The following is a 13,574-nucleotide window of genomic DNA, read 5'->3' as shown; positions in this document are numbered from 1 at the left end:
TTAAACGCGAAGTATAACCACCCTGGGCGCAAATCTGGATCCATTATGGGACAGGCGTCACACCTGACCATATTGCTGGCCATGACGCAGCCAACGGTCCAGCAGCGGGCTGACGTGCTCCGGCCAGCGTGCGATCAGGGCCTGGGCGGCATCGCGTACCGCTGGCAACAGGTCGGCGTCGCGCATCAGGTCGGCGACCTTGAATTGCAGCAGGCCGGTCTGGCGGGTACCCAGCATTTCGCCCGGGCCGCGTAGCGCAAGGTCTTTTTCGGCGATGATGAAGCCGTCGTTGGTTTCGCGCATGATGCCCAGGCGCTCGCGGCCGATCTGCGACAGCGGCGGGTGGTACAGCAGCACGCAATGGCTGACGGCGCTGCCGCGGCCCACCCGGCCACGCAACTGGTGCAGCTGGGCCAGGCCGAGGCGCTCGGGGTTTTCGATGATCATCAGGCTGGCATTGGGCACGTCCACGCCCACCTCGATGACGGTGGTGGCGACCAGCAACTGCAGGTTGCCGGCCTTGAACTCGGCCATGATCTCGGCCTTTTCCGCCGGTTTCATGCGGCCGTGGATCAACCCGACCCGCAGTTCACCCAAGGCGCTGCCCAGCTCCTCGTAAGTGCTTTCGGCTGCTTGGCAGGTCAGTTCCTCGGACTCTTCGATCAGCGTGCACACCCAGTACGCCTGGCGCCCTTCAGCGCAGGCGGCGCGTACCCGTTCGACCACTTCGAAACGCCGGCTGTCGGCCACCAGCACGGTGTTCACCGGCGTGCGCCCAGGCGGCAGCTCGTCGAGCACCGAGGTGTCCAGGTCGGCGTAGGCACTCATGGCCAAGGTGCGCGGAATGGGGGTCGCGGTCATGATCAGCTGGTGTGGGCACAGCTCGCCGGCCACGCCTTTCTTGCGCAGCGCCAGGCGTTGCTGCACGCCGAAACGGTGCTGTTCGTCGATGATGGCCAAGGCCAGGTGCTTGAACTTCACCTCGTCCTGGAACAGGGCGTGGGTGCCGACCACCATCGGGGCGCCATTGGCGATCTGCTCGAGCGACGCCGCCCGCGCCTTGCCCTTGAGTTTGCCGGCCAGCCAGGCCACCTCCAGACCCAAAGGCTCCAGCCAGCGCTTGAAGGTGATGTAGTGCTGTTCGGCAAGGATCTCGGTGGGGGCCATCAATGCCACCTGATAACCAGCCTCCAGGGCCTGCAACGCGGCCAGCGCGGCGACCACGGTCTTGCCGGCACCCACGTCGCCTTGCACCAGGCGCATCATCGGCTCGTGCTGGCTGAGGTCGTAGGCAATTTCGTTGGCGACGCGCTGCTGCGCGCCGGTCGGCTGGAAGCCCAAATTGGCCAGGTATTGCGCCGGCAGCCGGGTGGCCTTGGGCAGCACTGGCGCACGCAGGCTGCGCAGGCTCTCGCGCAGGCGCTGTTGCGACAGCTGGTGGGTGAGCAGCTCTTCGAATGCCAGGCGGTGCTGAGCCCAGTGGTGGCCCAGGGCCAACTCCTCGACGTCGGCGTCGGCGGGCGGGTTGTGCAGGTAGCGGATGGCGTCATCCAGCGGCGCCAGCTGGTAGTCGCGGGCCAGTTCGTCGGGCAGCCAGTCGGGCAGGCTGCGCGGGCCGAGCAGGCTCAGGCTCTGTTGGCACAGTTGGCGCAGGCGTTGCTGGGTAAGGCCCTCGGTAGACGGGTATATCGGGGTGAGGGTTTGGTCGACCGGCGGTGGCGGTTCGTCACCGTTCAGTGCGCGGTACTCCGGGTGGTAGATCTCCAGCCCGGAAGCGCCCGGGCGAGCTTCGCCGTAGCAGCGCAGGTGGGTGCCGCGCTTGAGCCCTTCCTTTTGCGCGTTGCTGAAATGGTAGAAGCGCAAGCTCAACACGCCACTGCCGTCACCCAGGCGTACCACCAGGCTGCGACGCTTGCCCATGGTCACGTCGGCACCGCTGACCACCCCCTCGATCACCGCGTCCTGGCCTGGGCGCAGCTGGCCGATCGGAACCACGCGGGTGCGGTCCTGATAGCGCAGGGGCAGGTGGAACAGCACGTCCTGCAAGTTTTCCAGGCCGACCTTGGCGAGCTTTTCGGCCATGGCCTCGCCAACACCCTTGAGCACGGTGACCGGGACGTTCGACAGCTCCGTCATGACTCAGGCCGTTTGTTCTGCAGGGGCCTTGGCTACCGAGCACAGGCGGATCGAGTCGGCGAGGATCTCGATGGCCTTTGGCCGTGGGAAGCTGGCGCGCCAGGCGATGGCCACGGTGCGGAACGGTGCCGGGGCGGTCAGCGGGCGGACTTCGATGACCCCAGGCGCGTAGTGGTGGCTGTGCACCGCCGACAGCGGCAGGATAGACACGCCAAGGCCGGACGCTACCATGTGGCGGATGGTTTCCAGCGAGCTGGATTCGACCGTGGTGTGCCGCGACCCTTCACCCCCCTTGTTCAGGGTAGGGCAGGCTTCCAGCACCTGGTCACGGAAGCAGTGACCTTCACCCAGCAGCAACAGGCTCTTGTCGTTGAGCATGGCGGTGTCGATGGTCTTTTTGGCCGTCCATGGGTGGTCGGCAGGCATCAGCGCGCAGAACGGTTCGTCGTAGAGGGGAAGGGTGAGCACATCGGCTTCATTGAACGGCAGGGCGATGATCACCGCGTCCAGCTCGCCATTGCGCAGCTTCTCGCGCAGCACATGGGTGAAGTTTTCTTCGATGTACAGCGGCATCTGCGGTGCCACGCGGTGCAGTTGCGGGATCAGGTGCGGGAACAGGTAGGGGCCCACGGTGTAGATGGCACCGACCTTGAGCGGCGCAGTCAGCTGGTTCTTGCCAGCCTGGGCCAGTTCGCGAATGCCCTGGGCCTGCTCCAGTACCTTTTGTGCCTGGGCAACGATGCTCTCGCCGACAGGGGTCAGGCGGACCGCGCTTTTGCTGCGTTCGAAGATCAGAACGCCAAGCTCATCCTCAAGCTTCTTCACACCGACCGACAGGGTCGGCTGGCTCACGTGGCAGCGCTCGGCGGCATGGCCGAAGTGCTGTTCCTGGGCGAGTGTGACGATGTAGCGTAGTTCTGTGAGGGTCATAACGTGCGTCCATGAAGTTGCGGCCCCAGCATAGCGGCTGCAATCGATAGACGCACGTTATCAGACTTGCCGATTTGTGACAGAAACAAAAGTCTTAGCGGCGGTCCAGCGAGTAGACGAAGGGCGCCACGACTTCGATGGTGCCATTGTTCAACAACTCGGGTGGCGGCTTTGGCACTTTGCCGGCGCGGCGGATCATTTCCATGGTTGCGCGGTCCAGCGCGGCACTGCCCGACCCACCGGCCATCGAATACGACACCACCTTGCCCTCGGCGTCGACCACGAAGCGCAGGCGGTTGATGCCTTGCAGGCCACGGCGGCGCGCGTCTTCCGGGTACCGTTTGTACTTGGCCAGGTGGCGCAGCAGGTCACTCTGCCAGGTCGGCAGGGCGTTGCTGTTGGACGCGATGCTCGGGGCCGGTGCCGCGGACTTCTGCGGTGGCGTATTGCTCGGCGGCGCGTCGACGGTCTGCTCGGTCGGCGGTGCTTCCTTCGGCGGCTCAGGCTTCTTCTCAGGCTTGGGCGGCTGGGGCTTGGCCTTCGGCTTGGGCGGCTTGGGGATGGCGATCTTCGGCTTGGGTGCCTCCACCAGCTTCGGCAAAGGTGGTTCCTCTACCGGTGCAGGTGGCTGCGGCGCCGCTTTCGGGGGCGGCGGTGGCGCGGGTTCCGGCAGCGGTGCCAGTTCGACCATCATGGCTGCTGGCGGCAACTCGATGGCCTGGGGCACAGACCAGTTGAGCGTCAGCAGCACGGCGACCACGTGCACGCCCAGCACGATCGCCAGGCTGCCAGCGTAGCGCGCCATGTTTGAGCGCGGTTTTGTCATTTCTTGGCTGCCGTCTCGAGACCTACCAGGCCGACTTTCAGGTAGCCGGCCGAGCGCATGTTGTTCATCACTTCCATCAGGTCACCGTAATCCACGCCTTTGTCGGCCTGGAAGAAGATGGTGGTTTCCTTGTCACCCTTGGTCTTGGCGTCAAGCATCGGGCCAAGCTGGTCGGGTGCCGGGACCTGATCGTCGCCGACGTACAGCTTCTGGTCTGCCTTGACGCTGACGAACACCGGCTTCTCGGGCCTCGGCGCCGGTTTGGCGGTCGAGGCCGGCAGGTCGACCTTGATATCGACTGTGGCCAGGGGGGCGGCAACCATGAAGATGATCAGCAGTACCAGCATTACGTCGATGAACGGCGTAACGTTGATTTCGTGGTTTTCGGCGAGGTCGTCGCCACCTTCGTTGAGATGCAGGCCCATGGCTTACCCCACTTTCACCATGTGCGGGGCGGCGCGCTCGCTGCCTTGGTGGTCCAGATCGCGGCTGACCAGCAGCAGTACCTGGGCGGAAGCATCGGACACCTGAGCCTTGTAGCCGGCAATGGAACGGGCGAAGACGTTGTAGATGACCACGGCCGGGATTGCCGCGACCAGGCCCAGGGCGGTGGCCAGCAGGGCTTCGGCGATACCCGGGGCGACCACGGCCAGGTTGGTGGTCTGGGTCTTGGCGATACCGATGAAGCTGTTCATGATGCCCCAGACGGTGCCGAACAGGCCGACGAACGGGGCGGTGGAACCAATGGTGGCGAGTACGCCGGTGCCGCTGCTCATGTTACGGCCGCTGGCATGCACCAGGCGCTCCAGGCGGAAGCTGACGCGTTCCTTGATACCCTCTTTCTCGCGGGCATTGGCCGACAGGCGCATCTCTTCAAGGGCGTCGTGCACCAGGGTATGGGCCAGCGTGCCTTCCTTGCTGGAGACTTCGCTGGCATCTTTCAGCGTGGTGGCCTTCTTCAGCTGGGCGATTTCGCCACGCAGGCGGCGTTTGGCGCCCATCAGCTCGAAGCCTTTGGCGATCCAGATGGTCCAAGTGATGATGGAGGCGATAGCCAGGCCGATCATGACGATCTTCACCACGATGTCGGCGTTCTTGTACATGCCCCATGGGGACAGGTCGTGGGCCATGCCCAGCGAGGTATCTTCAACCAGGGCTTCGACGCTTGGGTCTGCTGCAGCTGGTGCACCGGCAGTGGCGCTGGTGGCGGGTGCTTCGCCAGCCGGGGCGGTGCTCGGGGCAGCAGCGGCAGTGGCGGCGGCCGGCGTGGTGGTATTGGCGGTTGGCTCATCGGCCATGGCTGCCGGGGCCAGCACCAGGCTGAGCGTCAGCGCGGCGATGGCGCGCCAGGCGCGCGACTGGGTTGGCGAAGCGGAGGGTTTAGTACGTGTCATGCTGGCCGGACCTGATGAAGAGAAAAGACGAACGTTCTCCAAGGCCTCGAGGCGGGCCGAGAACAACTTGGTCGCCATTATTGCAAGTAATTCTTGTTAACAAAAGTAATATTGTAGCTTTTTTCGCCTATGGTCTAGCCATCCATCGTGTAGCGTGGTTGGGCTGATCAGTTGGTCCAGGGAGTTTTGTGATGTCAGACCTTTCCGTGATGGTGGTGGGTTGTGGTGATGTAGGCGGGCGCTTGGCCCGGCAGATGCTGGCACGTGGTTGGCAGGTCAGCGGTCTGCGCCGTTCGGTGGGGCAATTGCCTGCGGGGGTTCACCCGGTGGCTGCGGACTTGGCCGAGCCTTCGCTGCCAGCCGCATGGCCACGGGGTACGCTGGACTACCTGGTGTACTGCGTGGCGGCCAGCCAGCATGACGAGGCGGGTTACCGGGCGGCCTATGTCGACGGTTTACGCCATGTGCTGGCCTGGCTGGCCGAGCGTGGCCAACGGCCGCGCCGCTTGCTGTTCGTGTCAAGCAGTAGCGTGTATGCGCAGAAGGACGGCGAGTGGGTTGAGGAAGGGTCGGCGACCGAGCCCGAGGGGTATTCGGGGCGGGTGATGCTGGAAGCGGAGCGCTTGGCCCTTGGCAGCGGCATACCGGCGAGTGTGGTGCGCCTCACTGGCATCTACGGCCCCGGCCGCGAGTGGCTGCTGAGCCAGGTACGCCAAGGCTATCGGGTGGCTGAGCAGCCGCCGCTGTACGGCAACCGTATTCATGCCGAAGATGCTGCCAGCTTGCTGGCGTTTCTGCTGCAGGAAGATGCTGATGGCAAGGCGTTGGACGACTGTTACATCGGGGTTGACGATGATCCGGCACCGCTGGCCGATGTGGTGGCCTGGTTGCGGGCCTACCTGGGGGTTACCGAGTGGTCAGATGAACAGCGCGTGCGGCGTACCGGTAGCAAGCGCTGCAGCAACGCACGGGTGAAGGCGTTGGGCTGGGCACCGGTGTATCCGAGTTACAAGGAAGGCTACGCAGCCATCCTGGCGGCGAAAGCCTGACCACACCCTTGACGCGACTTCTGTAGGCGCGGCCTGGCGTTGCGATTGGGCTGCAACGCAGCCCTGGCAATCCACGCGCCGACGCTGATGCCCTGGTGCCGTGTTGCGGCCCTGTCGCGAAACAAGGCCGCTGCTGCAGGCTTCAGTTTTTTTCCAGCAACCACTGGCGCTTGCCCGCTGCCAGTTGGGGCATGTCATCAGCCTGGGCACGGTTCACCGCCTGGAAGATCTCCAGCTTGTCGCCGTCACGCTTGATGATGAAAGGCGCACCCCGTTGGTTGCGCTCCAGCCACAGGCTGTCGTTGCTGCCGCCCATGGTGGCGCAGTCGCCGGCCAGGCACAGGGCGAAACGGTCTGGCCCAGGCAAGCCAGTGACGTTGCCGGTATCGCTGAAGCGTACTTTTCCGCCTTGGCCCTGGCCTTCGAGAATGGTCCATTCACCGCCCAGATACGCTTGGTACAGGGCTTTTTCAAAGCTGCTGCCCAGCGAGGCGTTGGCGGTGGCAGAGGGTTGTACGCGGACAAAAGCCTGCTTTGCGCCGCTCTGGTCTGTGGTCAGCAGTTCGTCACCGTCCAGCGCAAGCTGCTCGGTCTGGCCACCGTCAAAGTTGGCCTGCAATTGCTTGTCGAGCGTGACCAGCTGGCCGTCCGCCGCTTCGAAGCCATTGCTGTAGCTGGCCTGCTGGTTGGCGACGTCGAGCTTCCACTCGAATACCGGACCATTTTCATTGAGGGCCTGGCGCAGGCTGTCGCCCTTTACCGCGGCCTTGATCGCAGCCTGGTTGATCCAGGTGCCGTTGAAATCTTCGGGTTTGTGGCTGGCGCAGCCGCTCAGGAGCAGGGCTGCCAGCGCGAGGGGCAGTGCGTGACGCATGTCGGGAAACCTTGCGCAGGAGAGGGGGCGAAGGGCAGGGTGCCCGTCGCCCAAGGCATCATTCGATGACCAGGATGGCGTCCATTTCGACCTGGGCGCCTTTTGGCAGCGCGGCAACGCCAATCGCGGCGCGGGCTGGGTAAGGCTGTTCGAAGTAGCGGCCCATCACCTCGTTGACCTTGGCGAAGTGGCTCAGGTCAGTCAGGAAGATGTTCAGCTTGACGATGTCCTTGAACGAACCGCCGGCAGCCTCAGCCACGGCCTTGAGGTTCTCGAATACCTGCACGGTCTGGGCTTCGAAGCCTTCGACCAGCTCCATGGTCTTCGGGTCCAGCGGGATCTGGCCGGACATGTACACGGTATTGCCGGCCTTGATCGCCTGCGAGTAGGTACCGATAGCGGCGGGGGCCTTGTCGCTGTTGATGACGGTCTTGCTCATGATGACTCCTTGCGGTTGGCGGACTACGTACGCATGCGGGTGATGCGGACCACACCGGTCAAGGTACGCAGCTTCTTGATCACACGGGCCAGGTGCACGCGATCGTGTACGCTGACCACCAGTTGGACCACACTGATACGGCCGTCGCGCTCGTCCATGCTGATTTTCTCGATATTGCCGTCGGCCGCGTTGACGCTGCTGGCAAGCAGGGCAATCAGGCCGCGCTGGTGCTCCAGTTCGACCCGCAGTTCGACATTGAACTCGCCGGTGATGTCCTTGGCCCAGGAAAGCTGCACGCATTTTTCCGGGTTGTGGCGGATTTCACTGATGTTGCGGCAGTTCTCCAGGTGCACGACCATGCCCTTGCCTGCCGACAGGTGGCCGACGATCGGGTCGCCCGGGATGGGTGTACAGCACTTGGCATAACTCAGTACCAGCCCCTCGGTACCGCGGATCGCCAGCGGCCCTTCCGGTGCGGGCAACTGTTCGCCTTCGGCTGACAGCAGGCGGCGCGCAACCACATATGCCATGCGGTTGCCCAGGCCGATATCTTCGAGCAGGTCTTCGATCAGTTCCAGGCGGTACTCCGCCAGGATCGCCTGGATACGTTCCTGAGGGATCTTCTCCAGGCTGCTGTCGAAGCCGGTCAGCACCTTGTTCAGCAGGCGTTCGCCCAGGCTGATGGATTCGGACCGGCGCTGCTGCTTGAGCGCGTGGCGGATGTGCGTGCGCGCCTTGCCGGTAACCACGAAGTTGAGCCAGGCCGGGTTTGGCCGGGCGCCCGGGGCGCTGACGATTTCCACCGTGGACCCGCTCTGCAGCGGTTCGGACAACGGCGCCAGGCGGCGATTGATACGGCAGGCGATGCAACTGTTGCCGACGTCGGTGTGTACCGCGTAAGCGAAGTCGACGGCCGTCGAGCCTTTGGGCAGCTCCATGATGCGGCCCTTGGGCGTGAACACGTAGACCTCGTCCGGGAACAGGTCGATCTTCACGCTTTCGATGAACTCCAGCGAGTTGCCAGCACGCTGCTGCAGCTCCAGGATGCCTTTGACCCACTGGCGGGCACGGGCGTGGCTGCCCTTGGGTTGCTCGTCGTCGTTGGACTTGTACAGCCAATGCGCCGCGATGCCGTTGTTGGCCATCTCTTCCATCTCGCGGGTGCGGATCTGGATTTCGATGGGCACGCCATGCATACCGAACAGCGTGGTGTGCAACGACTGGTAACCGTTGGCCTTGGGGATCGCGATGTAGTCCTTGAAGCGGCCGGGCAGCGGCTTGTACAGGTTATGCACGGCGCCGAGCACACGGTAGCAGGTATCGACTTTGTCAACGATGACGCGGAAGGCGTACACGTCCATGATCTCGTTGAAGGCGCGGCGCTTGCCGCGCATCTTCTTGTAGATGCCATAGAGGTGCTTCTGCCGGCCGCTGATTTCGCCTTCGATGCCATCGGCAGCCAGGCAGTTGGCCAGCGAGTGCTCGATCTTGGCGACGATTTCCTTGCGGTTGCCACGAGCGCTTTTCACCGCACGGTGAATCAGCGACGAGCGCATGGGGTGCATGGCCTTGAAGCCGAGGTCTTCGAACTCCACGCGCACCGTATGCATGCCCAGGCGATTGGCGATGGGGGCGTAGATTTCGAGGGTTTCCTTGGCGATGCGCCGGCGCTTTTCACCGGACAGCACTTCAAGGGTGCGCATGTTGTGCAGGCGGTCAGCCAGCTTGACCAGGATCACGCGGATATCGCGCGCCATGGCCATGGCCATTTTCTGAAAGTTTTCAGCCTGCGCCTCGGCCTTGGTTTCGAAGTTCATCTGGGTCAGCTTGCTGACCCCGTCAACCAGCTCGGCCACGGTCTCGCCAAATTGCTGGCTGAGGGCTTCCTTGGCGATACCGGTGTCTTCGATCACATCGTGCAGCATGGCCGCCATCAGGCTTTGATGGTCCATGTGCATGTCGGCGAGGATGCTGGCCACGGCCAGCGGGTGGGTCACATAGGGCTCGCCGCTGCGGCGGCGCTGCCCGTCGTGGGCCTGTTCGGCGTAGAAATAGGCGCGCCGGACCAGGTTGACCTGTTCAGGGCCAAGATAGGTCGACAGCCGTTCGGCCAAGGCTTCTATACCCGGCATGGGTTTACCTCCTGCCGAGGAAGAGGGCCTTGCGCCGTGCGACGTCGACCTGGCATCAATCAGACAGCCTCGTTGTTCTCGTCCTCGAACGCGGCGAACACCGGATCCTCGGTGACGATCTCTTCAGCGGCGATGAATTCGTTGGTGACGATGCCTTCGGCGATTTCACGCAGGGCAACGACGGTAGGCTTGTCGTTTTCCCACGCTACGCGTGGTTCCTTGCCGCCGGTCGCCAGCTGGCGAGCGCGCTTGGTCGAGAGCATGACCAGCTCAAAGCGGTTATCCACGTGTTCCAGGCAGTCTTCAACAGTTACGCGGGCCATGGTCTTCCTCAGTAGCAAATGCGGTGGGCGTGCAGCCCAATAGTGGGCAGGCGGACTCGATAGTATAAAAATTCACCAGCCAATAGGGAAGCGCTGTTTTGCCGAGCAGCGTCATCCCCAAGCCTGCCACCGCACCGTGCAGGCGCGGTTTCAGCCGCGAAAGGGCCGAAACAGACACCCTCGACGCATGAGCCTGACGATAACCTCAGAGCATCGCGCCGCGCAACCTCGGGGTCAGCTCTTCGAACAAGGTCTGCACCGAGCGCAGTGCCCGGCAGTCCGGGCGGGTCAGCAGCCACAGCTGGGTGTCGCAGCCGGCCAGCGGCCCGCTGAGCGCATCGACGCCGGGCAGCGCATGCACCATGTAGTCCGGCAGCGCCGCCACGCCCAACCCGGCGGTCACCAACTGGGCGATGGTCGACATGCTGCTGCACTGGTAGCGCGGGCTCAACCCGGGGTGCTGCTGGTTGCGCCAGACCACCGTGGGGTGGTCCTGCATGGAGTCGTCAGGGGCGATCCACGGGGTGCTGGCAGGCGATTCGGCCAGCCGCTCGCGCCACTGCGGCTGGCCGCAGATGACATAGGACGTCGAGCCCAGGTTGCGGCCCACCAGGTGTTCCGGCGGTGTATTGGTCAGGCGCAGGGCAATGTCGGCGTCGCGCCGGCTGAGGTTGGCGAAGGTGTTGGAGGTGCCCATTTCCAGCGACAGCGCCGGGTAGTTGGGCATGAACTCGGCCAGCGCCGGCAGCAGCAGGCTGTGCATGACCGCCTCGGTACAGGTCAGGCGCACCGTGCCGCTGACCACCTGCTCGCCACTGGTCATGGCAATGCGCGCGGCCTCCAGCGCCTGCTCGGCACGCTCGGCCTGCTCGGCCAGGGCCTGGGCAGTATCGGTTGGCAGGTAGCCTTTGCGGCTTTTCACGAACAGCGCAGTACCGAGGGCCGATTCCAGCCGGCGTATCGAGCGAAAGACCGTCGATACGTCAACTTTGAGCAACTCGGCGGCCTTCGCCAGCGAGCGGCCACGCTCCAGTGCCAGGACCAGAGTGAGGTCGGCGTGGGTAATCTGATATTGCATTGGTGCACGCTCTGCTTGCCGAATTGCCAATGTCTGTTGCATCAGGGCCATTTTATAGTGAAACCGCCCCCCGGAATCAATGCGCCCGGTCGGGTCAACAATCCCCACGATGGGAAGTGAAAAGAACAACAGCTGCAACCATCGTCGCCCATGAGGCGCCAGCCGTACCCCCCCACATCGCCGCAGCAAATCAAAGGATGTACAGCCATGACGTCGGTCACCCCGTGCGCCAGTTCTTCCAGCGAGATGAAAGACTTCCTCCAGGCCCATCCGGATACGCAGTACGTCGACCTGCTGATCTCCGACATGAACGGCGTGGTACGCGGCAAGCGCATCGAGCGAGCCAGCCTGCACAAGGTGTACGAAAAGGGCATCAACCTGCCGGCGTCGCTGTTCGCCCTGGACATCAACGGCTCCACCGTGGAAAGCACCGGCCTTGGCCTGGACATCGGCGATGCCGACCGTATCTGCTTCCCGATCCCTGGCACGTTATCGGATGAGCCGTGGCAGAAGCGCCCCACAGCCCAGTTGCTGATGACCATGCACGAGCTGGATGGCCAGCCGTTTTTCGCCGACCCGCGGGAAGTGCTGCGCCAGGTGGTCAGCAAGTTCGACGACCTGGGCCTGGCTATCTGCGCCGCCTTCGAGCTTGAGTTCTACCTGATCGACCAGGACAACCTCAACGGCCGCCCGCAACCGCCGCGCTCGCCGATTTCCGGCAAGCGCCCGCAATCGACCCAGGTGTACCTGATCGACGACCTCGACGAATATGCAGATTGCCTGCAGGACATGCTCGAAGCCGCCAAGGAGCAGGGGCTGCCGGCGGACGCCATCGTCAAGGAAAGTGCCCCGGCGCAGTTCGAGGTCAACCTGCACCACGTTGCCGATCCGCTGAAAGCCTGCGACTACGCGATCCTGCTGAAACGGCTGATCAAGAACGTGGCCTACGACCATGAAATGGACACCACCTTCATGGCCAAGCCCTACCCAGGCCAGGCAGGCAACGGCCTGCACGTGCACATCTCGCTGCTGGACAAGAAAACCGGCAAGAACATCTTCGCCAGTGACGACCCGCTGCAGAGCGACACCCTGCGTCACGCCATTGGTGGGGTGCTGGAGACGATGCCGGCATCGATGGCTTTCCTGTGCCCGAACATCAACTCCTACCGCCGCTTCGGCGCCCAGTTCTACGTGCCCAATGCGCCGAGCTGGGGCCTGGACAACCGTACGGTAGCCGTCCGCGTGCCCACCGACAGCAGCGACAACGTGCGCCTTGAGCACCGCGTGGCCGGCGCCGACGCCAACCCGTACCTGATGCTGGCGGCCATCCTGGCCGGCGTGCATCACGGCCTCACCAACCAGGTCGAACCCCAGGCGCCGATCGAAGGCAACTCCTACGAGCAACTCGAACAGAGCCTGCCGAACAACCTGCGCGATGCCTTGCGTGCGTTGGACGACAGTGAGGTGCTCAACCAATACATCAGCCCGGACTACATCGATATCTTCGTGGCCTGCAAGGAAAGCGAACTGGCCGAGTTCGAAGTGTCGATTTCCGACCTCGAGTACAACTGGTACCTGCACACGGTGTAAGCCCATGAGCGCAACTGCGGTCCCCTTGATCGGTGTCAGCGCCTGCCGCCAGCAGGTGGGGAAGAACTCGTCGCACACGGTTGGCGACAAGTATGTCGAGGCGGCCGCGTTTGCCGGCCTGCCGCTGATTCTGCCGGCCCGTGACGGTGGTAGCGACACGCAAGCGTTGCTGGCCTGCCTGCACGGCATTGTTTTTACGGGCTCGCCTTCAAATATCGAACCGCATCATTACAATGGCGCCCCCAGTGCCGCGGGCACCCTTCATGACCTGGCGCGTGACCGGCTGACCCTGCCGCTGCTGCAGGCGGCGATCGCCGCCGGTGTGCCGGTGTTGTGCATTTGCCGTGGCTATCAGGAACTGAACGTGGCCCTGGGGGGCAGCCTGCACCAGCGTGTGCAGGCGCTGACTGGCTACCTGGACCATCGCGAGCCCGAAGACGCGCCCCTGGAGGTGCAGTACGGCCTTCGGCACCCGGTGTTCGTCGAGCCTGGCGGCTTGTTCGAGCGCCTGGGGCTGGCAGCGCAGTTCGAGGTCAACTCGCTGCACAGCCAGGGCATCGAGCGCCTGGCTTCGTGCCTGCGGGTCGAAGCGCGGGCCCCGGACGGCCTCATCGAAGCGGTGTCCATGCCCGGTGCGCCGGGCTTCGTCCTTGGCGTGCAGTGGCACCCAGAGTGGCGGTTCAGCGAAAACCCGGTCTCGCTGCGCCTGTTTCAGGCGTTTCGCGAGGCCTGCACTGCCTATGCAGCACGGAAGGGCGCACGGCTGACGCGCCCCTGACAGCAAGCTTTCAATGAGTGAAAGC

Annotated in this window: 13 protein-coding genes; 3 read left to right on the top strand and 10 right to left on the bottom strand. The window is 63.9% G+C overall.

Features of this window, described 5'->3' with window-relative positions; all coding sequences use genetic code 11:
* Nucleotides 1-57 precede the first annotated feature (57 nt).
* The 5 genes from recG to exbB form a co-directional block, all read right to left on the bottom strand.
* Nucleotides 58-2,136 carry an ATP-dependent DNA helicase RecG gene (gene recG / locus L1P09_RS24780; RefSeq protein WP_009684522.1) on the bottom strand — a complete coding sequence of 693 codons (2,079 nt, stop codon included), beginning with the start codon at nt 2,134-2,136 and terminating at the stop codon, nt 58-60.
* 3 nt (nt 2,137-2,139) lie between these two features.
* Nucleotides 2,140-3,066 carry a hydrogen peroxide-inducible genes activator gene (locus L1P09_RS24775; protein WP_009684523.1) on the bottom strand — a complete coding sequence of 309 codons (927 nt, stop codon included), beginning with the start codon at nt 3,064-3,066 and terminating at the stop codon, nt 2,140-2,142.
* Between the two features lie 94 nt (nt 3,067-3,160).
* Nucleotides 3,161-3,892, bottom strand: a complete 732-nt coding sequence (locus tag L1P09_RS24770) for an energy transducer TonB (RefSeq protein ID WP_033690730.1) — start codon at nt 3,890-3,892, stop codon at nt 3,161-3,163.
* On the bottom strand, nt 3,889-4,317 hold the full coding sequence (exbD, locus tag L1P09_RS24765; RefSeq protein WP_009684525.1) for a TonB system transport protein ExbD: 429 nt from the start codon (nt 4,315-4,317) through the stop codon (nt 3,889-3,891). Before exbD ends, L1P09_RS24770 begins: the two co-directional genes overlap by 4 nt.
* Before the next feature lie 3 nt (nt 4,318-4,320).
* Nucleotides 4,321-5,286, bottom strand: coding sequence for a tonB-system energizer ExbB (gene exbB, locus L1P09_RS24760; protein WP_009684526.1), 966 nt, complete (start codon nt 5,284-5,286; stop codon nt 4,321-4,323).
* Nucleotides 5,287-5,477: 191 nt separating this feature from the next.
* Between exbB and L1P09_RS24755 the strand changes: the two genes are divergently transcribed.
* Nucleotides 5,478-6,335: an SDR family oxidoreductase gene (locus tag L1P09_RS24755; protein ID WP_054881210.1), complete on the top strand. Its 858-nt coding sequence runs from the start codon at nt 5,478-5,480 to the stop codon at nt 6,333-6,335.
* Between the two features lie 142 nt (nt 6,336-6,477).
* Here the strand turns inward: L1P09_RS24755 and L1P09_RS24750 are convergent, their stop codons facing one another.
* The 5 genes from L1P09_RS24750 to L1P09_RS24730 all read right to left on the bottom strand — a co-directional run bounded on the left by L1P09_RS24750 (nt 6,478) and on the right by L1P09_RS24730 (nt 11,181).
* Complete coding sequence (locus tag L1P09_RS24750; RefSeq protein ID WP_009684530.1) at nt 6,478-7,209, bottom strand: hypothetical protein; 732 nt, start codon at nt 7,207-7,209, stop codon at nt 6,478-6,480.
* A gap of 58 nt (nt 7,210-7,267) precedes the next feature.
* Nucleotides 7,268-7,648 (bottom strand): RidA family protein, encoded by a 381-nt coding sequence (locus L1P09_RS24745; protein ID WP_009684531.1) that lies wholly within the window; start codon nt 7,646-7,648, stop codon nt 7,268-7,270.
* 23 nt (nt 7,649-7,671) lie between these two features.
* Nucleotides 7,672-9,780 (bottom strand): bifunctional GTP diphosphokinase/guanosine-3',5'-bis pyrophosphate 3'-pyrophosphohydrolase, encoded by a 2,109-nt coding sequence (gene spoT / locus L1P09_RS24740; RefSeq protein ID WP_009684532.1) that lies wholly within the window; start codon nt 9,778-9,780, stop codon nt 7,672-7,674.
* Nucleotides 9,781-9,839: 59 nt separating this feature from the next.
* Complete coding sequence (gene rpoZ / locus L1P09_RS24735) at nt 9,840-10,103, bottom strand: DNA-directed RNA polymerase subunit omega (RefSeq protein ID WP_003253383.1); 264 nt, start codon at nt 10,101-10,103, stop codon at nt 9,840-9,842.
* A 205-nt stretch (nt 10,104-10,308) separates the two neighbouring features.
* Nucleotides 10,309-11,181: a LysR family transcriptional regulator gene (locus L1P09_RS24730; RefSeq protein ID WP_009684533.1), complete on the bottom strand. Its 873-nt coding sequence runs from the start codon at nt 11,179-11,181 to the stop codon at nt 10,309-10,311.
* Between the two features lie 246 nt (nt 11,182-11,427).
* Here L1P09_RS24730 and L1P09_RS24725 point away from each other — a divergent pair, with 246 nt between their 5' ends.
* Both L1P09_RS24725 and L1P09_RS24720 read left to right on the top strand, forming a co-directional pair.
* The gene (locus L1P09_RS24725) at nt 11,428-12,771 is read left to right on the top strand and encodes a glutamine synthetase family protein (protein ID WP_370593786.1); all 1,344 of its coding nucleotides are present in this window, start codon (nt 11,428-11,430) and stop codon (nt 12,769-12,771) included.
* Nucleotides 12,772-12,775: 4 nt separating this feature from the next.
* Nucleotides 12,776-13,549: a gamma-glutamyl-gamma-aminobutyrate hydrolase family protein gene (locus L1P09_RS24720; RefSeq protein WP_235768254.1), complete on the top strand. Its 774-nt coding sequence runs from the start codon at nt 12,776-12,778 to the stop codon at nt 13,547-13,549.
* Nucleotides 13,550-13,574 lie beyond the last annotated feature (25 nt).

The organism is Pseudomonas juntendi (assembly GCF_021560075.1).
GTDB classification, from domain to species: domain Bacteria; phylum Pseudomonadota; class Gammaproteobacteria; order Pseudomonadales; family Pseudomonadaceae; genus Aquipseudomonas; species Aquipseudomonas juntendi.
The sequence above is the reverse complement of the archived record's forward strand: the minus strand, read 5'-3'. Positions and strand labels throughout refer to the sequence as shown.